This is a genomic window from Sorangium sp. So ce363, from assembly GCF_051520435.1.
GTDB lineage: Bacteria > Myxococcota_A > Polyangia > Polyangiales > Polyangiaceae > Sorangium > Sorangium cellulosum_B.
This window is the reverse complement of the sequence record NZ_CP150333.1, coordinates 6,239,799-6,263,250: the sequence shown is the minus strand read 5'-3', so window position 1 is coordinate 6,263,250 and position 23,452 is coordinate 6,239,799. Positions and strand designations below refer to the sequence as shown.

Genomic DNA, 23,452 nt, shown 5'->3' with positions numbered 1-23,452 from the left:
CAGGACCGGACCCGGTACGGCAAGTAAAGAGCGACCGGGGGAGACAGCTTGCGCCGCAGGGCGCGGCCGGCGCCGCACGGAGGCCGACCGCGCCGGGCGGCTGCTCCGGCGCGGTCGCGAGGCGCAAGGGCTACTTGACGACGGCGCCGACGTCCTGTTCGACCTGCTCAGCGACGCCTACCGGCACCTTGCCGTAAAGGCGGGTGCGCTCCGTGACCAGGAAATAGTCGGGCTTGCCGCTCGCCCCGGGAGGCCCCTTCACGAGCTCGGCGAAGCCGATGTCGCCAGAGCGGCCGGTGTACTCGATCCGCACCACGACCTCCTTCTGCTCCGGGGCAACGGCCACGTACTCGGTGGGACGGAGACGGTCGAGCTTGCTCATCCAGTTGCCGACCGTCTCGTCGTTCTGCTCGGGGCTCGCCGGATCGGCCCAGAACTTCTTGCCCTCGTCGCCGCTGCGCACGACCTCGCGGCGCTTGTCCCCGGCGATGACGCGCGCCCTGGCGAGATCGACGTCCTTCCACTCGTGCAGATCCCGCTCCAGGAGCCGTGACTCCGCGGTGTCGAGATCGCGGTAGATGTCGCCCTTGATGGCGTACACCTCGCCCGTGGCCTCGTCGCGCGCGTACCGGTCCGCGCCGCCGGGCGTCGCGCCGCCGAGGACCAGCTTTCGCTCGGCGCCGCGCAGCTTGACGGTGAGCGTGCCCTCGGGCTCGGCCAGCCCGAACTCGGCCGCGCGGTCGTCCGCGATGCGGCCGATCGAGCGCAGCGCCTTCAGCGGCGCGATCGCCTCGGCGAGCTTGTTGCCGGCGGCCACCGAGACGAACGTCGTCGTCTTGACCGTCGGCTCAGCCTCCGCGGGCGGCTCGTCGTCCTGCGCCGCGTCGTCGGGGTTCTGGTGCGGGTCCTTCGGCTTCTCGGCAGGGGGCGTCGTCTTGCGCTCCGCCGTGCCGACGAAGTAGCGGCCCTCCTTGTCCTTCTTCGCCTCGAGGACGACCGTCTTCGATTTCCCCTCGAAGGCGATGCGCTCGACGTCGTCGGCGCGGCCGGCCCAGACGGTCACGTCCGCGACCGAGAGGGCGGCCGCCTTCTCGTCGCGCGTCCAGACGAGGACCGCGAACAACGCCGCGACCACAAGAAGGCCGAGGTGCACGAAAAAGCTGCGTTCCAACCTCATGCGCGCCTCCCGCTCGCGCGCCGCCCGCGGCGCGTGATGAAGAGCCCGAGACCCAGCACCATGGCCGGCGCCACGAGGATCGTGGCCCAGAACCACACCTGGTCCTTCTCCTTCGTGTGCTCGATCCGGACGTCCTCGCTCGTCGTGATCTCCCCGGCGTAGCTCTCCTCGCCGCCGAGCCACCGGAGCGCGTCCAGCGCGAACAGCCCGTTCGCTCCGGCCCGGATCGCCGCGTCGCTGAACATGTCGGCCTCGGCGACCACGAACGCGCGGAGCTCCTTCTTCTCCTTGCCGTCCGCGCCGGGCGCGACCTCCTTCGAGACCGCCGCGGCGAGGTTGTAGGCGCTGCGCTTCTCGTTCTCCGCGTCGAACTTGAAGTTGCCGTTCGCGTCGGCGAACGCCTCGGGCATCGAGCGGACGACGAAGTCGACCTTCAGCTCGTCGCCGCCCTGCTTATCGAGCGACGACGCGCCCGGGAAGAGCGTCGGCGCCTGCTGGGCGTTGCGGCTCAGCGTGGAGACGGACGCGTGCGAGGAGTACCGCGTCGTGATCAGGATCGTCCGATCCGAGTCGTTGTGGCGCCTCACGGCGAAGGCCCGATCCATCGCCAGGATCTCCGGCTTCCACGTGAGCCCCACGATGCCAGCGAGCGGGTTCAGATCGACCTTCGCCTCCGGATCGAGCGCGAACAGGAGGTGTCCGCCGCCTTCGGCGTACTGCTTGAGCGCCCCGATCTCCTCCGGCAGGAACTCCTTCTGCGGGCCGAGCACGAGGACCACGGAGGCGTCCTTCGGGATCTCGCTGCCGAGCCCCTGGGCGAGCCCGAGGTCCTTGACGGTGTAGTTCTGGGACTCGAACACCTTGCGCAGATCCTTGACCGTCCGCCCCGCGACCTGGCCAGCCGTCTCGTTCAGCTCGCCGTGGCCCACGGTCAGGTAGGCGATGCGCGCGGGCCGGATCACCTTGAGCAGCGCCTTCTGGAAGTCGGCGTCGATGCTCTTCAGCTTGGCGCCCGCGCTCTTCATGTCGGAGCCGACGGTGAGCGTCTCGCGCGAGCTGTCGCGCGAGAGCACGATGACGCCGTCCTGCGTGACCTTCGCCTCCTTGGCGAGCGCGGGGACGAGCAGGCGATCCTGCATCTCCACGGTGATCTGCGGCGACGCCGCCTTCACCTCGCGCAGGTAGCCCTCCACCTCGGCGCCGACCTCGTTCTGCTGCGGGAAGAAGGCCGTGATCTTGAGCGGCTCGGTCAGGCTCTCGGCGACGCGCTTCGTGGAGTCGCCCGGGCGCGCCGTGCGGTAGTACGAGAAGTCCACCTTGAGATCGAGCTGGCTCGCGGCGAACACGAAGAGCGCCGAGTAGACCGCGGCGAACCCGAGCGTCAGACCCGAGAGCGTCGCCGCGCGCACCCGCCGGCCCTCGATGCGCTCGGCGCGCCGCATCGGCGCGAGCGCCGCCTCGCCGAAGAACAGCGGCACCGTCGCCATGACGAGCAGCGCGATCCAGGCGACCGTCGTGGCCGCGTCGACGCGCGCGCGCAGCTCGGGCGCGGCGCGCGAGACGCCGAGCATGGCTTGCCCCGCGTCGGTCGTGGTGAAGTAGGCCGCCACCGCGACGACGCCGAGCGCCGACAGGATCGCGAGCGCGCGCTCGACCGCGCGGCGCTCGCCCGTCTCGCGCACCGCGGTCGCGAAGCGCAGCGCGGTGACGAGGACCAGGGTCAAGAACCCGAGCCCCGACAGGGCATAGCGGAGCCACTCGATCGTGGGCACCACGCGCTCGCCGAGGAAGAGGGCGAGGAGCGCGCCCGCGTACGCCGGGACCATCCAGCCCCCGGCGCGGAGCGCAGGCGCCTCGCGCGGCGCGGCGGGCGCCGGATCGCCGGCCGGCGGGGCCTCTCGCCCCGCGTCCGGCAGGGGCGCGGAGCCCGCTCCCTCGCCGCGGATCTCGGCCTCGTCGGCCTGAGCTTGCTTGTCCTTCACCGCCACCTCCGCGCCTTCAGGGTGTGGGTCGCGGCGAGCAGGAAGAAGTACGCGACCGCGACGTAGTACACGACGTTCTCCAGCCGGAGCACGCCGTTCAGGAACGGCTTCTGGTTGAGCGGGTAGAGGTTCAGCGCGCTCACGAAGTCGTTGAGCGGCGGCTCGGTCACGCGGGCGACGAGGAACAGGAAGCCGAGCGTCCCGAGGATCGCCGCCCCGAGGATGACCGCGATGACCTGGCTCGCCGCGAGCGTCGAGGCGAAGAGCCCGATCGCGAGCGACGCGGCGCCGAGCAGCAGCACCCCGGAGTAGCCGACCAGGATGTGCCCGACGGACACCTTGCCGTTCACGAAGATGAGCAGCGGCATGTAGATCGTGATCGCCGTCATCAACGACACCAGCGCGAGCGCGGCGAGGAACTTGCCGGCGATGATCTCGCCGTCGCGCACGGGCGCGGTCTTGAGCAGGATGAGCGTCCCGCTCTCGCGCTCGCCGGCGATGAGCCGCATCGAGAGGATGAGCGCCGCGACCATCGTGATGAACGCCGTGCCGTCGAAGAACTTGAGCAGCACCTCCGCCGACAGCCGCGCGCCCGAGCCGAGCGCCGCGACCTGGAAGTAGATGCCGTCGATGAGCAGCGCAGCGGCAGCGACGACGTACCCGAGCGGTGATCTCAGGTACGCGGACAGCTCCCGCCGCGCGACGAGCAATGTCCCTCTCATGTCTCGCCCTCGCCTTCCTCCGCCTGCTCCTCCGCAGGGGCCTTCCTTGCGTCGCCGCCGGCACTCGCCCTGCCGGCCGCGGCGGACCTGTCCTTCGCCCCGGGCGTCGCGCGCGTGGCGAGCCGCAGGAACACCGACTCGAGCTCGCGCTCGCTCCGCTTCACCTCGAGGATGCCGATGCCCGCCTGCACGAGCTCGGCGCACAGCGCCGCGCGCACGTCGCGGTCGGCCTCGACCGCGAAGCTCACGACGTCGCCCCCCGGCTCGTTGGTGGTGACCTGCTCGACGGACGTGACGCCCTCGACCTCGCGCGCGAGCTCGAGCGCCCGCGCCGCCTGGCCGCGGCCCGCGCCCTCGGCCGCGGGGCCGCGCACCGTGAGCTCGACCCGGACGCCGTGGAGCAGCTTGGCCGAGAGCTCCTGCTCGGTCCCCTGCGCGCCGATCGCGCCGTCCCGGATCACGAGGATGCGATCGCACGTCTCGCTGATCTCGGAGAGGATGTGGCTGGAGAGCAGGATGGTGTGCTTGCCGCGCAGGCTCCGGAGCAGGGCGCGCATCTCGACGATCTGCACGGGATCCAGCCCGCTGATCGGCTCGTCGAGGACGAGCAGCTGCGGCTTGTGCACGATCGCCTGCGCGATGCCGACGCGCTGCTTGAAGCCGTGGGACAGCGAGCTGATAGGGTCCGCGGCCACGTCGTCGAGCTGCGTCACCGCGAGCGCCTCGGCCACCCGCGCGTCGGCCGCGCCGGCGTCGACGCCGCGCAGGCGCGCGGCGAAGTGGAGGAAGGCGCGCACGCTCATCTCGTCGTAGAGCGGCGGCCTGTCGGGGAGGTATCCGATGCGGGACCGCACCTCGTGGGGGTGGTCGACGACATCCAGTCCGTCCACGAGCACACGGCCCGCGGACGGGAGCAGATCGCAGGCGAGGATCCTGAGCGTCGTCGTCTTGCCCGCGCCGTTCAGGCCGAGCAGGCCGACGATCTCTCCCGCCTCGATCGAGAACGACAGGGGCCCGATGGCCTTCCGGTCGCCGTAGTACTTGTATAGGTCGCTGATTTCGATCACGGCCGTGCACCCCTCCGCGAAGGGAAGAAGCTCTCCGCGCCGGCGATTCGGACGCCGCAGTGCGCGGCGGCCCAGGCGCCAGCGGCCCCTTACAACAGCGGGAGGCGGAAATCATTCCCGACGCGGCGCGCGCGGGGGCTTGCTCCGGAGGGGGCTCTCCCTCCAGACGCATCGAGCGGGACACTCGGTGAAGCGGTGAGCGAAGCGACCAGGACGTGATGGATCTCAGCCTCCAGCGCGGCGGGATCGTCGATCCGGCAGCGCTCGCCCCGCCGTCAGCAGTGCTCGGCGATGATCGCCCAGCAGGCGTCCGCGAACTCGCGGTACGTCGATCGGTCGAGCGTCGCCTGCGTCACGGGCATCACGTCCTGGTGCTCGGCGAGCATCGGGCGCAGCGCGCCCTCGATGTCCGCGCTCGTCTCTATCCACAGGAACTCTTCGATGCCGTCGGTGATCTGGCCGCGGATGAGCTTCGGCACCTCGCTCAGGCGGACCTTCTTCGGGCTCCGCCGCGCGATCGACGAGGCGATCTGCTCGGCGTGCGCCGGCCACCGCTTGAGCGCGTTGTGGAACGTGGAGCCGACGAGCCGCAGGATCTGCTGCGCGAGCATCGCCACGCGCGGGCGCTGCACGCGCTCCTCGTTCTCCGCCACCATCGCCAGGTAGTCGTCGCTCAGGAGCTTGCGCAGGTCGCTCGAGAGGATCTGCTGCGACTCCGGCGTCATCCGCAGATCCGCGACGTGCGCGAGGAAGATGTCCCGCAGCATGGTCAGCCGCGCCGTCACCGAGCCGGTCGGGGTCGTGTCGAGGATCTCGGCGAGCGGGTCGATCAGCCGGCGCCCGAAGGTGGTGAGGATGTGATCGAGGATCCGCTTCTGGTGCTGCTTGTGGCCGAGCACAGAAAGCGCGCGCGCGATGTGCGCCTTGCTCGGCGCGTCGACGAGGATCTCCAGCGGCTGGTCCTGCGGCTTCCCCTCGTACATGCGCAGCGACGCGAACATCTCGCGGAACGCGTCCGCCGCGGCCGCCCCCTCGCCCGGCTCGCCGTAGACCCGGATGACGAGCCCCGAGTCGGGACCGGCGTCGAACAGCCGCCGGAGCTCTTCCCGGATGTCCTCGTCCGTGACGAGCGGCCCCGGAGGGAGCGATTTCCCGCGTGAATCCATGAGCGTCCAGCCTACGGCAAAGCGCAGCGTACCTGAACCTCTGTGCCCCGAGAAAGCGAGCGCCGGGTGCACGCTCGCGGTCCGGTGAGGACGTGCCTGCGGCGATGTCGTACCCCGGACCCAGGTCAGGTCGGCGTGGCCTCGCTGGCCTTCGTGTCTGGAAGCGGCGAAGCCCCGCATGGCGCGAGGGGGTGGAAAGGAGGTGTCCAGATGAGCGGCCCGGATGTCCTGATGCGTGAGCCGGTGTCCAGATGATCGGATGAGGATGAATCAGATGAAGACGACGGGCTGCTCCCAGATCGCGAGGACGATGCAGCCCTCGGCGCTCGAGACGCTGTGGCGGCTGCCCGGGGCGTTCATCACGAGCGTGCCGGCGCGGTGGTGCCCGCGCTCGTCCGACTGCGATCCTGTCAGCACGAAGATGTGTTCATGGCCGCGATGGACGTGCTGCGGCACGGATGCCCCCGGCGCGTAGCGCAGGAGCGCGGCCGAGGCGCCTGCGTCGCTGCTGCCGTAAAGGCGGTGAATCTCGACGCCCTCCCGGAGGCGCCGCCAGGGGACCGACTCCGGATGAGCGGCCATCGTTGCCACATTCGCAATGATGAATGGCAACTGCACAGGCACAAAATCCCGCGTCGCTGCTGGAAGTGTAGCTGTCATCGCGAATCTCCAGTGTTGATGGAACCATGCCACAGCGCGCGGTGCGCGCTCAACGGGAATCACGCGAAGCGCGCGAAATTCACGCGTGGGAAAAGCTCCAGAAATGAGGAGTCGCGTACACATCCATGGCGTGAAGAGCACACCGAGAACTCCCGTGTTCCCCGCGGCCGGCGCGGCACGGGGACAGCGCTTCCTCGCCATCCTCCGTCCACTGCTCCTCTCGCTCTCGCTCCTGCCGGCGGCCGGCTGCAGCAAGGAGGGGTCGAGCGATCAGCCGCTCACGGTGGGCTTCATCTACGTCGGCCCCAGGGACGACTACGGCTACAACCAGGCGCACGCCGAGGGGGCCGCCGCGCTCGCCAAGCTGGCCGGCGTGAAGACCCGTGAGGAGGAGAACGTCCCCGAGACGGTCGCCGTGCAGAAGACGCTCGAGAGCATGATCAACCTCGATGGCGCGACGGTGATCTTCCCGACGTCCTTCGGCTACTTCGATCCGCACATCCTCAAGGTGGCGGAGAAGTTCCCGGACAAGACCTTCCTCCATTGTGGCGGCCTCTACGACGGGTCGAAGCACCCGAGCAATGTCGGCAGCTATTTCGGCTACATCGACGAAGCCGAGTACGTGTCCGGCATCGTCGCCGGCATGACGACGAAGAGCGGCAAGCTCGGGTTCATCGCGGCGAAGCCGATCCCGCAGGTGCTCCGCAACATCAACGCCTTCACGCTGGGCGCCCGGAGCGTGAACCCGAGCGTGACGACGGCCGTGATCTTCACCGGCGACTGGTCGATGCCCGTCAAGGAGGCGGAGGCGGCCAACAGCCTCATCGATCAGGGCGTCGACGTCCTGACCGCCCACGTGGACTCGCCCAAGGTGATCATCGAGCTCGCGGAGCGGCGCGGCGCGTTCAGCACCGGCTACCACACGAACCAGGCGACGCTCGCCCCGAAGGGCTACCTGACCGGCGCCGAGTGGAACTGGTCCAAGGTCTACACCGACTACATGACGTTCATCCGCGAGGGGAAGCCGTATCCGCACCTCCTGCGCGGCGGTTTCAAGGAGGGGTACATCAAGATCTCACCCTATGGCCCCGCCGTCTCCGAGGAGGCAAAGAAGAAGGCCGAGGAGGCGAAGGCGAAGCTCACGGAGGGCACGCTCACCATCTTCCAGGGGCCCATCATGAACAATGAGGGCAAGGTGGTGATCGCCGATTCGGTCGCGCAGCAGCAGACCGACATCGCGCTCGAGAGCATGGACTACCTCGTCGCGGGCGCTCTCGGCTCCACACATTAGAGTGGTGGCCGCCCGCTGCGGATACGGGCCCAGATGGACGTTTTCGGTGCTCAGCGCCCTTTCGTGCGCTTCCGCGCCGAAAACGCCGATCTGGGCCCGTATCCTGTGCGGGTGACCACCGCTCCGGAACGGGCATCGATCAGAGCGCTTCGAGGACGGCGGCGGCGGGGGCGGTCCAACCGATGATCGCGCCCTGGGCGCGGACCATCTCCAACGTCGCCGCCTTGAACTCCGGGAAGTAGCTCTCGGTGGCGTCCTCGATCAACAGGCACTCGTAGCCGCGATCGTTCGCCTCGCGCATCGTGGTCTGGACGCAGACCTCGGTCGTCACGCCGGCGATGAGCAGGTGGGAGACGCCGAGCGCCGCCAGCCTGGCGTCGAGCCCCGTCCGGTAGAACGCGCCTTTCCCGGGCTTCGGTACGACGAGCTCCCCGGGCGCCGGCGCGAGCTCGGGCACGAAGTCGTTGCCAGGCTCGCCCAGCACCAGGATGCGCCCCATCGGCCCGACATCGCCGATCCGCATCCCTGGAGCGCCCCGGCCCCGCTTCGCAGGGGGGCAGTCCGAGAGATCCAGCCTGTGACCCTCCTTCGTGTGAATGATGGGCAGGCCGTGGTCGCGGAACGCGTCGAGGACGCGCCGGACCGTCGGCACGATGCGCTGGAGCCGCTTGACGTCGTTGCCGAGCGCCGCGCCGAAGCCGCCGGGCTCGAGGAAGTCGCGCTGCATGTCGATGACGAGCAGCGCCACGGCGTCCCGATCGGCGACGCGGAAGGGGTACGGCCTCGCCGCGATCTCGAGGGGCCGCGCCGTCATCGGTGCCCCGCCATCGCGCGGCCGATCTCCGCGACGTCGGCCGAAGCGATCGGCGACTCGTGGACGATGCGGCCTTCGCTCATCACGAGGACACGGTCGGCCATGGCGAAGATCTCGTCGAGATCCGCGCTCACGAGGAGGACGGCGGTCCCGCGGTTGCGCGCCTTCAGGATGCGGGAGCGGATCTCGGCCACGGCCGCGAAATCGAGCCCGAAGCAGGGGTTTGCGGCGACGAGGAGCTCGATGTCCTCTTCCATGCCGAGCTCGCGCGCGAGCACGGCGCGCTGCACGTTGCCGCCGGAGAGCTTGCCTATCGGGGCGTCGACCGAGGGCGCCTTGATGGCGTACTCCGCGGCGAGGCGCTCGGCCGACCGCCTCAGCGCCGCCCGGCTCACGCCCCAGCGGAGCCTCGTGAAGGGCGGCCTGTCGAAGACGCGGAACCCGATGTTCTCAGCGACCGACATCGCGGGGACGCAGGCGTTGCGCAGCGGCTCCTCGGGCAGGCACCGCACCCGGTGCTGCTGGATCTGCGCGCGCCCGGCGCCGTACGGCTCGCCATGGACGAGCACGCTGCCACCCCGCGCGGCGCGCTGCCCGGCGAGGACCTCGACGAGCTCCTCCTGCCCGTTGCCGGAGACGCCGGCGATGCCGACGATCTCGCCGCGATGGACCGTGAGCGTCACGCCGTCGAGCGCCGGCCGCCCGCGATCGTCGCTCGCGGCGAGCCCCTCGATGCGCAGGATCGGCTCCCCGGCGGGCGCGTCGCCGCGCGCCGCGGAGACCTGCGCCGGCTGCGCGCCGACCATCATCTCGGCCATGGCCGCCGGCGTGAGGTCCTTGACCTTGCCCCGGCCGGCGACCCGGCCGCGCCGCAGCACCGTGACCTCGTCGGCGAACGCCGTCACCTCGCGGAACTTGTGCGAGATCATGAGCACGCTGATCCGCTGCTCGTCGGCCATGCACCGGAGCATCCCGAGCACCTCGTCGGCCTCCCCGGGCGTGAGGACCGAGGTCGGCTCGTCGAGGATGACGATCCTGCTGCCGAGGTAGAGCTGCTTCAGGATCTCGAGCTTCTGCTTCTCGCCCGCGGCGAGCGCGCGGACGGTCCGCTCCGGATCGAGCCGGAACGGCATGCGCTCCATGAACGCGCGGATCGCCTCGCGCTCCTTGCGCCAGTCGATCACGAGGGGGAGCGACGCGCGCGCGAGCACGAGGTTCTCGGCGACCGTCATGTTCATCACGAGGGTGAAGTGCTGGTAGACCATGCCGATCCCCAGCGCCTGCGCGTCGCGCGGGCTCCTGATGGACAGGGCCGCGTCGCCGACCCTCACCTCGCCGGCGTCGGCCTGGTGATAGCCCATGATGCACTTGACCAGCGTGCTCTTGCCGGCGCCGTTCTCGCCGAGGAGCGCGTGGAAGCTCCCGGGCGCGAGGCGCAGCGAGACGTCGTCGAGCGCGAGCAGCGGCCCGAACCGCTTCGTGATCCCCGCGGCGGAGAGCGCCGGCGGCGGCGTGGGGGGGCCGGGCTCCCGGGCGGCGGCGCGGGGCGGCCTCGCCGCGGGGCTCGAGAAGACGCGCGGGTCCATGGTCACGGGAGCGCCTCCAGCAGCGCGGCGGAGGTCGAGACCGCGCCGAACACGCCGTTTTGCATCTTGATCATCTTCAGCGCGGCGGCGTGGTTGCCAGGATCCGTGGCCGCGCAGCAGTCGGAGAGCAGCAGGCACTCGTACCCGCGGTCGTTCGCCTCGCGCATGGTGGTGTGCACGCAGACGTCCGTCGTGATCCCCGTGAGGATCAGGTTCTCGATGCGGCGCTGGCGGAGGATGAGATCGAGATCCGTCGCGCAGAACGAGCCCTTGCCGGGCTTGTCGATGATCGGCTCGCCGGGCAGGGGCGCGAGCTCCGGGATGATCTCCCACCCAGGCTCTCCGCGGACGAGCACGCGCCCGCACGGCCCGGGATCGCCGATGCCCACGCCCGTGCCGCGCCCGCCGTCGGTCCGGCGGGAGCGCCACCGCTTGTTCGCCGGGAGATCGGAGAGGTCCGGCCGGTGCCCCTCGCGCGTGTGCAGGACGTGATAGCCGCCGCGGCGCAGCTCCGCGAGCGCGCGCTGGATCGGCGCGATGCACGCCCGCGTCAGGGAGATGTCGTAGCCGAGCAGGTCGATGTACCCGCCCTTCCCGCAGAAGTCGGTCTGCATGTCGATGACGATCAGCGCTGTCGTCTCGGGGCGGAGCGCGCCGTTGTAAGGCCAGGCGTAGGGATCAGCGGCCACGTAGGGCATCGGTCGAGTCCTCCTGTCATTCAGCGTTTCGCTCGTCTCGTACGGTTCGCTCGTCTCGCGGGGCTCGCTCCTTTCGTTCGTTTCGTCCGTCTCGTCCGTTTCGTACGTTTCACACGGTTCGTCCGGTGCGCGCCGCCTCGCGCGATCAACGCGCGAGCGTCAGCTCGGCGGGCTGATCGCGCAGGGTCTGGGTCGCGGAGCTCGCGGCGACCATGATGGCCAGCGTCACGATGTACGGCGCGGCGTTGAAGAGGTGGTATCCCCAGGTGATCCCCACGGACTGGAGCGCCGGCCCGAGGGCGCTCGCGCCGCCGAAGAGCAGCGAAGCGAAGAGGCAGCGCACCGGGTTCCAGCGCGCGAAGATGACGAGGGCGACGGCCATGAGCCCCTGTCCGCTCGAGAGTCCCTCGTTCCAGCTGCCAGGGTAAAAGAGCGAGAGGAACGAGCCGCCGACGCCGGCGAGGAAGCCGCCGGCCATGGTCGCGCGCCGCCGGACCAGGTTCACGTCGACCCCCATCGCGCGGGCGCTGTCGGCGCTCTCGCCCACGGTGCGGAGCACGAGCCCGAAGCGGGTGCGGTTCAGCGCCCAGAGCAGGAGCGGGGCGAGCGCGGCCCCGATGAGGAAGAGCGCGTTCACCTGGAGCGCGGAGCGGACCTGGGGGAGATCGCTGAAGAAGCCGAGCGATATCGCGGGCAAGCGGGGCGCGGTCGGCTGGATGAGCGGTTTGCCGAGGAAGAAGGCGAGGCCGACGCCGAAGAGCATGAGCGCGATGCCGACGGCGATGTCGTTGACGCGCGGCTTCGAGCACAGCCACGCGTGCAGCGCGCCGAGCGCGGCGCCGATGGCGCCGGCGGCGAGCACGCCGAGCCAGGCAGAGCCCGTGAGGAAAGAGACGCCATAACCTCCCATCGCGCCCATGACGAGCGTGCCCTCCAGGCCGAGGTTCACGCGACCGCTCTTCTCGGTGAGGCACTCGCCGAGGCTCACGAAGAGGAATGGCGTGCTGATGCGGATGGCCCCGGCGGCGACCGCGAGGGGGATGCCCCAGAGACCGAGCGCAGCTGCGTCGTTCATCATGCCACCGAAGGCGCCGGAGCCGCCTGACGGACCTTGGGCTCGCGGGCGGCGAGGGAACGGCCGTAAAGCGTCTCGCTGGCGAGGATCGCGATGAACAGGATCCCCTGGAGCACGCTCACCGTCGCGTCGGGGAGCCGCGCCGTCCGCTGCAGCAGGCCGCCGCTCGCGCCGATGCCGCCGAGCAGGAGGGCGACCGGCATGATCGCGAGCGGGTTGTGGCGCGCGATGAACGCGACGAGGATGCCGGTGTAGCCATAGCCGCTGATCAGCGACGCGTTGGCCCGGCCGTGGACCGCCGCGACCTCCACCATGCCGGCGAGCCCAGCGCACGCTCCGGCGAGCGTGCAGGTGAGCACGACGAGGCGCTTGACCGGCAGTCCGGCGAGGAGCGCCGCGCGGACGTTGCCGCCGCTCATCGCCGCGCCGAAGCCGAACGTCGTCCGGTGCATCAGCACATAACAGAGCGCGCAGGCGAGCACCCCGTAGGCGAGGCCCCAGTGGACCTCGAGGCCGGGCAGGCTCCCGAGCGCGTTCTCGGCGCCGATGGAGGCGGTCGAGGGCTTGTTGAGGCTCGCCGGGTCGCGCAGCGCGCCCTCGACGAGGTGGTTCAGGATCGCGATCCCGATGTAGTTGAGGAGGAGGCTGCTGATCGTCTCGCTCACGCCGCGGTAGACGCGCAGCGCGCCGGCGAGGCCGATCCAGAGCGCCCCGGCGGCGAGCCCGGAGACGAGCATCGCGGCGAGCACGGCGGCGGGCGGCGCGCCCCACGCCCGTGCGGCCAGCGCCGCCGACGCGGCCGAGAGCCCGCCCATGGCGAGCGCGCCCTCGCCGCCGATGACGATCAGGCCGAGGCGCGCCGGCAGCGCCGTGCAGAGCGCGGTCAGCATGAGCGGCGCGGCCCGGAGGAGGGTGTTCTGGAGCGAGAACCACGTGCCGAAGGCGCCGCGGACCATGTCCTGATAGACGCTCAAGGGGTTCACCCCCTGGGCGGCCACGAACGCGCCGAACACGAGGAGCGAGGCCGCGAGGGCCCCGAGGGGGATGGCGATCGCTTCGGTCGTCTCACGCCCGAGCAGCCCGTGCGAGATGACTTTCACGCTGCCGAGGATAAGGCCTCCATTATTTCCACACGTTTTCGGGTAGCTTGCTTGTCGTGACAGGACGGACAGGACGGGCGCCTCGCGCCCTGACAACCCGCTCCGGCCGGCGAGCGACGCGCCGTTGTCATGACGTGCGACACCCCGGGGGGCTCACCGGGTCGAGTGACGCTGTGGTGTGGTGGCCGCGCTGCGATGTGGCGGTAACGCTGCGATGTGGTGGCCGCGGCGACCGCGAACGGTTCGCACAGCGCGGCGGTCTCCGCCTTGCACTCGCCGTCGCCTGCCGGTGAGTTTGCTTGGCGATCATTGCGTGGACGGCGAAGAAAGCGGCGAGCGCTCGCGCGCCTGAAAGTCTGGGAATGCGGAGGCCCGCGCCGTGCGGCCCCGGCGAGCCTCGTTCCTGTGCCCACGCGCACAGCGCGCCGCGCAGAGGACCGCCGATCGATCCCACCCGCAAACCCCTGACTGGAGGTAACGCTGTCATGCGGTTCGAACGATCGATTTTGTTCCTGCTCGGCGCTGGCGTCCTCATGGCGTCCCGCCCCGCGGTGTCGGCGGACCTGACCTGCTCATCGAGCGCGACCCTGGAGGCGCTCGTGACGTGCATTCGCGATCAGATGCCCGGCAGGGACTCAGGGATCTTCGTCACCCCGAGCTCGACGCAGTTGACCGCGTGGCGGAGCGTCGTTCGCACCATGATGGGCGGCAGCTGCAATATCGTGCTTCCGTCCAGCCTGTCGTCATCTACGCGGATCCGGCTCCTCCGCGACGTCAACAATGGACGAAGATACTGTGTGCTCATGGAGGTCGGCGATCGGAACAGCGACGGAACCGTCGATCTCGGGCTGGGCACGTTCCTCGTGGACGCGGCCGCGGAGCGAGAGCTCGCTCATTCGGCGCCGCATGCGACCGCGGACCTGGAGACGGAGATCCAGGCCGTCAGCATCTTCAAGGCGACGAGATCCCGCAGCTTCCTGATGGCCGGCGCTCACCGCGATGCGAGCTTCACCGACAGCGTTTGCCAGAGCTCGTACATGACGTCGGACGTGGCCCACAACGTGACGAACGCGTTTCACGCGACCTATCTGGAGCTCGCGGCCTTTTATGGATCGAGGCCCTGGTGGGGCATTCAGTGGCATGGCATGGCGAGAGACACCTGCGCGGAGGACGTGTTCGCCTCGCACGGCATGGATGTCGCCCCCGTCTCGGGTGACAAGATACTGGAGCTCAAACGCAACTTGCTGGCCAGCAAGCCCACCTGGCGGGTCGGCGTCCCCGGCAGCAGCGACTGTTCGCTGAACGCGACGACCAACGTTCAAGGGAGGCTCCTCAACTTCGTTTCGGCGAGCCAGGTCTGTGGTCGCTCCGCCACGAGTTACAGCGGACGCTTCGTGCATATCGAGCAAGATCCGGCCTTCCGCCTCGCGGACGCCTGGATCAATGCGGTCAAGGCCACCTGGCCATGAGCGCCGCTCCTCGGCCGCGCGCTGCGGAGCAAGCCTGGCAATGAAATGAGGAACGCATCGGTCTCGCTCGCGCGATCGTGTCGTGCGCGTCGTGGAAGACGCCCTGGAGATTTCGCGTCGCGCTAAAGGCCGCGCGGGTGAACAGCGACGCGCGAATTCAGGTTTGCCTCGGAAACGACGGAATGTTTCAGCGGTAACGAAGTGAATGCATTGCCATTGGTACGGTGACGTGTGCGCACGATCTGCATATGCTCGCCGTCATGACATTGCCGCTTGTCCCACTACGCTCTCTGGGTGTCGTCGCCGCCGGTGCCGTCCTCGTCGTGGCGACAGCCGCCTCGTGCGGTGGCGGTGGCTCGAGCTCGTCCTCGTCGGATGGCGGATCGGGGCCTGGCGGCGCCGGTGCCGGAGCAGGAACAGGAGCTGGCGCCGGAACAAGCCAGGGCCCTGCGAGCAGCTCGTCGTCAGGGGCGGGCACCGGCGGCGCTCCACCCGCGGTCGGCTCCGGCGGCAGCGAAGGCGGCGGCCCGCCGGCGCACGTGCCGGGCGAGCCGATCTCCATCCCGGCTCAGGCGTGGAGCAGGGGTATCACGGACGGCGTCTACGAGGACGGCGCGCCCATCGGCGGCTTCGGGGCCGGGACGATCACCTGGCGGTTCGACGGCAGGTTCTACAAGGGCCGCCTCGATATCGGGAGCAATGACCAGAACGTCGACAACAACGCGGGCTTCTTCATGTACCAGAAGGCCGAAGGGGGCGACGCGCAGACGAAGCGCCTCGACAAGGACGGCCTGGGCCAGGGGCAGGCGACGTACTCCTCGCTCTTTCCGCGCTCGTGGGTCGATTACCACGGCGCGGCATTCCCCTGCAAAGCGAAGGTCGAACAATACAGCCCCATCATCCCGGGTGACTACAAGAAATCCAGCTATCCGGTCGGCGTCTATCGGTGGGAGATCACGAATCCGACCGGAGCGCCTTGCGACGTCGCCGTGATGCTGACCTGGAAGAACGATCACGGCGGCAATGGCGCCATGGTGCAGACCTCCGGCGACGACGTCGGCCTGGTCCTCACGCGCGGCGGAGGGGCGGCGAGCTCCGAGGGGCACGGGGAGTTCACGCTCGCCAGCCGGAACGCGCCGGGCGTGGTCGTCTCGTACCAGTCCGCCGACAGCGTCGCCGCCCTGCAGAGCGAGCTCGCCAACGACGGCGCGCTCGCCAACACGACGGGAGGGCACTCGCTCGGGGCGATCGCGTTCAAGGCCACGGTGGAGCCGGGGAAGAGCGCCATTGTGCCGATCGTGCTCGCGTGGGATATCCCGGTCACGCAGGCGGGCTCGGGGGACAGGTGGTACCGCGCGTACACGCGCCACTTCGGGCGGACGGGGAACGCCTCATGGACGATCGCGGCGGAGGCGCTCGCCGAGCACGAGCCGTGGCTCTGGGCGATCCAGGACTGGCAGGCGAGCGTGCTCGACGATCCGAAGTACCCGGAGTGGCTCAAGGGCGCTCTGTTCAACGAGCTCTACTACTATGCCATCGCGGGCACGTACTGGGAGGCCGGCGCGGCGTCCGGCCAGCCGGACGACCCGGACGAGGACATGTTCACCAGCCTCGAGTCGTACATCTACCCGTTCTATGGGACGTCGGACGTGCGCTTTTACGGCTCATGGGCCCTGTTCTCGCTCTGGCCGGACATCGACAAGCAGGAGGTGCGGCAGTTCTGCGACAGCGTGACGACCACGCGCTCCGATAGGCCACGCGCGATCGGGACGACCGCGCACGATTTCGGGGATAACGAGAGCGTCTTCCGCAAGTGGAACGCGTACACGTACCGCGACTCGACCAACTGGAAGGACCTCAACTCCAAGCTGGTCCTGATGGTCTATCGCGACTGGGCGCTCACCGGGAAGACCGACAAGGAGTTCCTCGATTACTGCTGGCCCGCCGTGAAGATGGCGATGCAGAAGGTGAAGGGCCAGGACGGCGACGGCGACGGGCTGCCGGAGAGCAACGGCATCGATCAGACCTACGACGACATGGATCTGCACGGCAACACCGCGTACTGCGGGAGCCTCTTCCTCGCCGCCAGCGAGGCCGCGAAGGAGCTGGCGACCGCGGTCGGTGACACCTCGCTCGCGGGCACTTACCAGACGTGGTTCGATCAGGCCAAGGGCGGCTTCGAGTCGAAGCTCTGGACGGGGGCGTATTACAGGATCGACACGGGGAGCCGGGACACGAACCGGATCATGTCGGACCAGCTCGCTGGCCAGTGGTACGCGCGCGCCCTCGGGCTGCCGCCGATCGTCGACCCGAGCCACGCCGTGTCGGCGTTCACGAAGATCTACGAGAACAACTTCAAGCGGTTCGACGGCGGGACCCGCGGCGTCGTCAATGTCATGACCGCGAATGGCTCGGTCGACGGGACGAGCAACCAGACGCGCGAGTGCTGGGTGGGCACGTCCTGGGGCGTGGTGGCCGGCATGATCCAGGAGGGGCTCGCCGCGCAGGCCGGTGAGATCGGCGCGAGCCTGGTCGACACGATCTGGAAGACCGACGGCCTGTGGTTCCGCACGCCGGAGGCATGGGAGGGCAACGGCAGCATCCGCGCGCCCTACTACATGCGCGCCACGACGCTCTGGGCGGCGAAGCACGCATACGATATCGCGCCGTAGACTCGCGATATCGCCCTCGCGAACACGGCGTTGCCCCCCGACTCGCCGCCGCCCACAGAGCTGCGGCGGTCGCGGCCAGAGCCCGGGCGCCCGCGCGTCACCGGCGCTCGTCGGGTGTGTCTCGCCTGCCACATCACCCGCCCGCATTCCGCCGCGGACTAGCCTCTTGCGCCCGCGGCATCCCCATTGCTGAGTCGCGGCCATGTCCGTCGCTCCGCGCCTCCGATCTGCGCCCGCCGTTCTCGCGGTCATCGCCCTCAGCCTGGCGTGCGTTCAGGGCGCGCGCGCCCCCAACGTCCCGCCCCGAGGGACGCTCGCGCCCGGCGCGCTCGAACCGGGCGGAAAGGCCGCGGCAGGGCCGTTCGCGGTGGTGTTCGGCGCGCCCCGCGGGCAGACCACGAGCCCCGCGGAGATCAGCCTCGTCTTCAACCGGCCGATGCGATCGCTCGATCTCGCGGGCAGCGAGGCCGCGGCGCCCGCGGTCCTGAAGCCGTCCGCGCCTGGACGCTGGCGCTGGGTCGGCACGAGCGGCCTCACGTTCGTCCCCGAAGGCCGCCTGCCGCGCGGCACGGAGTTCACCGTCGAGGTCCCCGCGGGCACCCGCGCGCTCGACGGCAGCGCGCTCGCCGAGCCGTACTCCTTCACCTTCCGCACCGAGCTGCCCGCGGTCGCGCGCGTCGAGCCCTGGTCGGGCAAGGACGACCTCAAGCCGGAGGCGAGGTTCGAGCTGCGGTTCAATCAGCCGGTCGACACCGCCGAGATCGCGCGGCGCGCGTCCCTCACGGTGGGCGATCGAAAAGACAAGGTGGCGTTCGAGGTGCGGCGCCCCGACGCGAAGAACGAGATGCTCGCCGAGCTCGTCCCCCGCGCGCCGCTGCCGCGCGACAGCGAGATCGAGATCGCCGTGGCCGAGGGCCTCCGCGGCCGCGAAGGGCCGCTGCCGGCCGGCGAGGAGCAGCGGTTCACGTACCGCACCTACGGGCCGCTCCGGGCGCTGCGCCCCCAGTGCGATCGCGACACGCCGCAGGGGCGCTGCGCGGCCGACGGCGGGTTCACGCTCGCCTTCTCGAACCCCATCAAGTTCGCGGACGCGAAGCGGGCGATCTCGGTGGAGCCCGCCGTCAAGCTGCTGTGGCCGTCGTGGATCGAGGACGACGAGCCCACGAGCCACATCCCCCTCGGCGGCGCCTTCGCCCCGGGTCGCAGCTACCGGGTGCGCGTGGCCGCCGGGCTGCGCGACGTGCACGGGCAGGCGCTCGCCGGCGTCGTCACCGAGGAGATCGCCTTCGACGATCGCTGGCCCGAGGCGCAGATCGGCCTCGTCGGGAGCGTGTTCGAGCCGGCCCAGCGTCGCGAGATCCCGGTCGTGTCCGTAAACGTGCGCGAGCTCTCGCTCGCGGTCGGCGCGATGACCGAGGAGATGATCCTCGCGCTCCAGGGCGATCCGCACAGCCCGGGGCGCAGCCCGAAGATGGGCGAGATCGCGGCGCTGCCCTCCGGCAAGCAGACGGTCCTGCGCCCGGCCGCCGCGACCAACACGCCGGCGACGCACCTCGTGCGCGCCGCCGAGGTGCTGGGCGGCGAGGGCAAGCGCGGGCCGCTCGCGATCGGGATCAGCTACACCGCCCGGCCCGGAACGCGGCACGCGCGCACCACCTCCGAGGCGGTGATCGCGCAGGTGACCGACCTCGGGATCAGCGCGAAGGTCTCGCCGAGCGGCTCGCTCGTGTGGGTGACGCGCCTGTCGACGGGCGCGCCGGTGCCCGGGGCGCGCGTGTGGATCCGGGCCCCTGGCGCGCCCGCGCCTGCCGCGGTGTCCACCGACGCCGAGGGGTTCGCGATGGTCCCCGCGACGGCGCACGGTCCGGAGGCCACGACGACGCTCGGGCGCAGCGTGGTCTTCGCGCGCGCGGGCGACGACTGGACGTACCGGAGCGTCGCCGACTCGCTCAACGGGTGGCGCTTCGGCGCGGCGTCGGACTTCAGCGAGGCGCGCCCGTTCGGGATGATGTTCTCCGATCGCGGCATCTACCGGCCGGGCGACACGGTGCGCGTGAAGGGGATCTTCCGCGAGGAGGGCGCGCGCGGGGCGAAGACGCCGGCCGGCAAGAGCGTCGCGCTCAAGGTCGAGGGGCCCGACGGCGAGGCGCTCGTCTCGCTCTCCCCGACGCTCGGCGCCTTCGGCACGTTCTCGGCCGACGTGAAGATCCCCGAGAGCGCGCGGCTCGGCACGTACAGCCTCGCCGCCACGGTCCAGGGCGGCGGGGCGGGGTGGGTGGACGCGTGGGGCAGCGTCGAGGTCGCCGAGTACCGCCCCGCCGAGTTCAAGGTCGGCGTCGAGAGCGACAGGCCGAGCTACGTCCGCGGCGACAAGGCGCGCTGGACCGCGCGCGGCGATTACCTGTTCGGGGCGCCGATGACGAACGCGGAGGCGTCGCTCTCCGTGACGCGCGCGCCGGCGTCGTTCTCGCCGCCGGGGATCGAGGGGTTCACGGTCCGCGAGGACGAGCTCACCGACGCGCTGCGGGACCAGGCGCCGCGCGGGTTCGAGGTGCAGAGCGCGCGCGAGAAGCTCGACGCGGCCGGGCAGGCGGCGATCGGCGCGGCGCTCTCGATGCCCGGGCAGCGCGGCACGGAGCTCGTCACGTGCGAGGCGTCGGTCACCGACGTGTCGCGGCAGACGATCGCCGGGAGCTCGACGGCGCTCGTGCACCCGGCCGAGTTCTACGTCGCCCTCAAGGAGCCCGAGCGCTTCGCGAAGGCGGGCGACGTGCTGCGGCCGGAGATCCTCGCGGTCGATCCGAAGGGGGCGCGCGTCGCGCAGGTCGCGGTCCGGGTCGAGCTCGTGCACCGGACGTGGACGCTCGCGCGGGAGGAGAGCGGCAGCGCGTACCGCAGCGTGAGCGCGCCGGTCGACAAGGTCGTCGCGCGGTGCGGCGTCACGACGGCGGCGGCGCCGCGGAGCTGCGAGCTCACGGTCCCGTCGGGGGGCTATTACCTCCTGCACGCGACGGCCAGGGACCGCCGCGGCAACCCCGTCGGCGCCGCCGCCGGGGTCTACGCGCTCGGCGAGGGCGGCGGGGGCTTCGGCGACAGCGACGAGCTCAAGGTCGACCTCGTTCCCGACCGCGACAGCTACGAGATCGGCCAGACGGCGCGCATCATCGTGAAGTCGCCGTTCGCGTCCGCCGACGCGCTGGTCACGGTCGAGCGCGCCGGGATCTCCGCGCACCGGAAGGTGACGCTGTCGGGCGCCATGCCCGTGATCGACGTCCCGATCACGGAGGACCTCCGGCCGAACGCCTTCGTCTCGGTGCTGCTCCTGCGCGGGCGGACGAAGCCGCAGCCCGCGCCGGGGAAGGGCGGGGCGCCTGGGCCCGACGTCGGGGCGCCGGCGTTCCGCCTCGGCTACGCGCCGCTCCGCGTGAACCCGGAGGCGCAGCGGCTCGCGGTGCGCGTCCGCGCCGACAAGGCGGACGCGCGCCCCGGCGATCCGATCCGCGTGGACGTCGACGTCCGCGATCGCGCCGGCCAGCCCGCCCGCGCGGAGGTCACGCTCTACGCCGTGGACGAGGGCGTGCTGTCGCTGACGGGGTACACGACGCCGGATCCGATCCCCGTGTTCGGCGCGCCGCGCCCCTTGAAGGTGGCGACGATCGAGACGCGCGAGGCGCTCGCTCGCGTGCGCAACCCGTTCGCCGACCTCGGCGCCGACAAGGGGCGCGCGGGCGGCGGTGGCGCCGAGGGCGGCACGGGCGTGCGCCGCGATTTTCGCCAGAGCGCCTACTACAACCCCGCGCTCGTCACCGACGCCTCCGGGCAGGTGCACGCGAGCTTCAAGCTGCCGGACTCGCTCACGACGTACCGGGTCATGGCGGTCGTGGCCGCCGAGGACGATCGCTTCGGCTACGGCGAGTCCCGGGTGACGACGAGCCGCCCGCTCATGGCCCGGCCCGCGCTGCCGCGCTTCCTCCGCGCGGGCGACGCGATCGACGCGGGGGTGGTCGTGACCTCGAAGGGGCTCGGGAAGCCGGCGACGGTCGAGGTGGAGGTCACCGCCTCGGGGCTGACGCTCGCCGGCAGCGCCAAGCGCGCGGTCGAGCTCGCGCCGGGCCGGTCGGCCGAGGTCCGCTTCGCGCTCTCGGCGCCGCGGGCCGGCCCCGCGACGCTGCGCTTCCGCGCCACCGGCGGCGGCGCGTCGGACGTGGTCGAGGTGAACCGCGAGATCAAGGCGCCGATGGTGCCGGAGGCCGTCGCGCTCTACGGCGACACCACCACGGCGAGCGCGGAGCGGCTCGGGGACCTGTCGGCGATCCGCGACGACACGGGCGGGCTCACGGTGAGCCTCGCGCCGACCGCGCTCGTGGGCCTCGGCGGCGGCGTGGAGCAGCTCCTCGAGTACCCGTACGGCTGCACCGAGCAGCTGACGAGCCGGATGGTCCCGCTCCTGTCGCTGCGCGACCTCGCGAAGGCCTACGGGATCGCGCTGCCGAAGGACCTCACGGCCGTCATCGGCAAGACGGTCCGGGAGATCCTCTCGCACCAGCGCGGGGATGGGGGCTTCGGCTTCTTCGCCGAGTCGGACAGCGCGGACCTGTGGACCACGGCGTACGCGCTGTGGGGCCTCACCGAGGCCAGGCGCTACGGGGTCGCGGTGCCGCCCGACGCGGTGGAGCGCGCGACGTCGTACCTGCGCCAGGAGCTCAACCGGATCGGCGCCGACCCGCTCCTCCGGGCGACGGCGCCGTTCCTCGTCGACGTCCTTGCGGCGAGCGGCGCCCCCGACCCCGGGCGCGCGAGCCAGCTGTTCGACGAGCGCGACAAGCTGCCGCTCTTCTCGAAGGCGCTCCTCGCGCACGCGATGGTGATCGGCAAGAGCGACAGGGCGTCCGTGGATCAGCTCGTCCGCGAGCTCGAGGGCGCGCTGCGCCTCGACGGTCCGGTCGCGCGGGCCGTCCACAACCACGGCGACGCGTACGCGGTCCTCATGGACTCCGAGGCCCGCACCTCGGCGCTCGTGCTGCGCGCGCTGCTCGCGGCGCGGCCGGCGCACCCGCTCGCGCCGCGGCTCGCGGCGGGGCTGCTCGCGGATCGCCGCGGCGGCACGTGGCGCAGCACGCAGGAGACGGCCTGGGCGCTGCTCGCGCTCGACCAGTACCGGAAGGCGCAGGAGAAGACGGCGCCGGACTTCGACGCGCGGGTGTTCCTGGGGCAGGCGGAGCTGTTCTCCGCGCCGTTCCACGGCCCCACGACGGAGCAGGTCAAGACGTCGATCCCCGCGGCGAGGCTCGCGAGCGCCGCGGGCGCGCCGCTCGCGTTCGCGGTCGACGGGCGCGGCCGCCTGTTCTACGAGGCGCGGCTCCGCTACGCGCGCAAGCAGCTCCCGGCGGAGGCGCTCGACCGCGGCTTCTTCGTCGAGAAGTCGCTCCGCGCGCTCGCGCCCGAGGACCTCGCCGCCGTGGTCGGCGGCGCGTCCACGTCGAGCGAGCGCGCGGCCCCCCCGTCGGTCGCGTTCGCCGGCGGCGACCTCGTGCTCGGCGAGATCGTCGTGGTGACGCCGTCTCCGCGCGACTTCGTGGTCATCGACGATCCGCTGCCGGCGGGCCTCGAGGCGGTCGACGCGCGGCTCGCGACGTCCGCGCGCTCGCTCGACGTTGACGCGGCGGAGGCCCAGGCCGAGGCGGACGACGCCGACGCCGATCAGGACGACCTCCGCGCGACCGGCCGCGCCTACGACCCGAGCCGCTTCGTCCGCGAGATCCGCGACGATCGCGTCCTCTTCTTCGTCGACCACATGGCCGCCGGGATGTACCGGTACCGGTACCTCGCGCGCGCCACGACGCTCGGCTCGTTCGTGGTCCCGCCCGCGCGCGCGGAGGAGATGTACAGCCCCGAGGTCTTCGGCCGGACGGGCGCCGTCACGGTCCAGGTCTCCAGCCGAGGGCCGGACGCGGCGCCGCGTCCGCGCTGAGC

Annotated in this window: 15 protein-coding genes; 4 read left to right on the top strand and 11 right to left on the bottom strand. The window is 71.1% G+C overall.

Features of this window, described 5'->3' with window-relative positions:
* Positions 1–130: 130 nt before the first annotated feature.
* From WMF12_RS23420 to WMF12_RS23395, 6 genes are all read right to left on the bottom strand, one after another.
* Positions 131–1,177, bottom strand: a complete 1,047-nt coding sequence (locus WMF12_RS23420) for a DUF4340 domain-containing protein (protein ID WP_437873707.1) — start codon at positions 1,175–1,177, stop codon at positions 131–133.
* The gene (locus WMF12_RS23415; protein WP_437873706.1) at positions 1,174–3,159 is read right to left on the bottom strand and encodes a Gldg family protein; all 1,986 of its coding nucleotides are present in this window, start codon (positions 3,157–3,159) and stop codon (positions 1,174–1,176) included. Before WMF12_RS23415 ends, WMF12_RS23420 begins: the two co-directional genes overlap by 4 nt.
* Positions 3,156–3,881: an ABC transporter permease gene (locus WMF12_RS23410; protein WP_437747842.1), complete on the bottom strand. Its 726-nt coding sequence runs from the start codon at positions 3,879–3,881 to the stop codon at positions 3,156–3,158. The genes WMF12_RS23415 and WMF12_RS23410 overlap by 4 nt, the downstream gene beginning before the upstream one ends.
* On the bottom strand, positions 3,878–4,948 hold the full coding sequence (locus WMF12_RS23405) for an ABC transporter ATP-binding protein (protein WP_437873705.1): 1,071 nt from the start codon (positions 4,946–4,948) through the stop codon (positions 3,878–3,880). Before WMF12_RS23405 ends, WMF12_RS23410 begins: the two co-directional genes overlap by 4 nt.
* 275 nt (positions 4,949–5,223) lie before the next feature.
* The gene (locus WMF12_RS23400) at positions 5,224–6,114 is read right to left on the bottom strand and encodes a hypothetical protein (RefSeq protein WP_437747840.1); all 891 of its coding nucleotides are present in this window, start codon (positions 6,112–6,114) and stop codon (positions 5,224–5,226) included.
* A gap of 270 nt (positions 6,115–6,384) precedes the next feature.
* Positions 6,385–6,696 carry a cupin domain-containing protein gene (locus tag WMF12_RS23395; RefSeq protein WP_231865009.1) on the bottom strand — a complete coding sequence of 104 codons (312 nt, stop codon included), beginning with the start codon at positions 6,694–6,696 and terminating at the stop codon, positions 6,385–6,387.
* 181 nt (positions 6,697–6,877) lie between these two features.
* Here WMF12_RS23395 and WMF12_RS23390 point away from each other — a divergent pair, with 181 nt between their 5' ends.
* The gene (locus WMF12_RS23390) at positions 6,878–8,065 is read left to right on the top strand and encodes a BMP family ABC transporter substrate-binding protein (protein ID WP_437873704.1); all 1,188 of its coding nucleotides are present in this window, start codon (positions 6,878–6,880) and stop codon (positions 8,063–8,065) included.
* A 139-nt stretch (positions 8,066–8,204) separates the two neighbouring features.
* Here WMF12_RS23390 and WMF12_RS23385 read toward each other — a convergent pair whose 3' ends face one another.
* The 5 genes from WMF12_RS23385 to WMF12_RS23365 all read right to left on the bottom strand — a co-directional run bounded on the left by WMF12_RS23385 (position 8,205) and on the right by WMF12_RS23365 (position 13,338).
* Positions 8,205–8,879 carry a cysteine hydrolase family protein gene (locus tag WMF12_RS23385; RefSeq protein WP_437719281.1) on the bottom strand — a complete coding sequence of 225 codons (675 nt, stop codon included), beginning with the start codon at positions 8,877–8,879 and terminating at the stop codon, positions 8,205–8,207.
* Positions 8,876–10,465: an ABC transporter ATP-binding protein gene (locus WMF12_RS23380; protein ID WP_437873888.1), complete on the bottom strand. Its 1,590-nt coding sequence runs from the start codon at positions 10,463–10,465 to the stop codon at positions 8,876–8,878. The genes WMF12_RS23385 and WMF12_RS23380 overlap by 4 nt, the downstream gene beginning before the upstream one ends.
* A gap of 2 nt (positions 10,466–10,467) precedes the next feature.
* The gene (gene biuH / locus WMF12_RS23375; protein ID WP_437873703.1) at positions 10,468–11,163 is read right to left on the bottom strand and encodes a biuret amidohydrolase; all 696 of its coding nucleotides are present in this window, start codon (positions 11,161–11,163) and stop codon (positions 10,468–10,470) included.
* Between the two features lie 145 nt (positions 11,164–11,308).
* Complete coding sequence (locus WMF12_RS23370) at positions 11,309–12,238, bottom strand: ABC transporter permease (RefSeq protein WP_012237045.1); 930 nt, start codon at positions 12,236–12,238, stop codon at positions 11,309–11,311.
* Positions 12,238–13,338 carry an ABC transporter permease gene (locus WMF12_RS23365; RefSeq protein ID WP_437873702.1) on the bottom strand — a complete coding sequence of 367 codons (1,101 nt, stop codon included), beginning with the start codon at positions 13,336–13,338 and terminating at the stop codon, positions 12,238–12,240. Before WMF12_RS23365 ends, WMF12_RS23370 begins: the two co-directional genes overlap by 1 nt.
* Before the next feature lie 485 nt (positions 13,339–13,823).
* Between WMF12_RS23365 and WMF12_RS23360 the strand changes: the two genes are divergently transcribed.
* The 3 genes from WMF12_RS23360 to WMF12_RS23350 all read left to right on the top strand — a co-directional run bounded on the left by WMF12_RS23360 (position 13,824) and on the right by WMF12_RS23350 (position 23,450).
* The gene (locus tag WMF12_RS23360; RefSeq protein WP_437873701.1) at positions 13,824–14,807 is read left to right on the top strand and encodes a hypothetical protein; all 984 of its coding nucleotides are present in this window, start codon (positions 13,824–13,826) and stop codon (positions 14,805–14,807) included.
* Between the two features lie 539 nt (positions 14,808–15,346).
* Positions 15,347–17,479 (top strand): GH116 family glycosyl hydrolase, encoded by a 2,133-nt coding sequence (locus WMF12_RS23355; protein ID WP_437873700.1) that lies wholly within the window; start codon positions 15,347–15,349, stop codon positions 17,477–17,479.
* A 202-nt stretch (positions 17,480–17,681) separates the two neighbouring features.
* Positions 17,682–23,450 (top strand): MG2 domain-containing protein, encoded by a 5,769-nt coding sequence (locus WMF12_RS23350; protein WP_437873699.1) that lies wholly within the window; start codon positions 17,682–17,684, stop codon positions 23,448–23,450.
* Positions 23,451–23,452 lie beyond the last annotated feature (2 nt).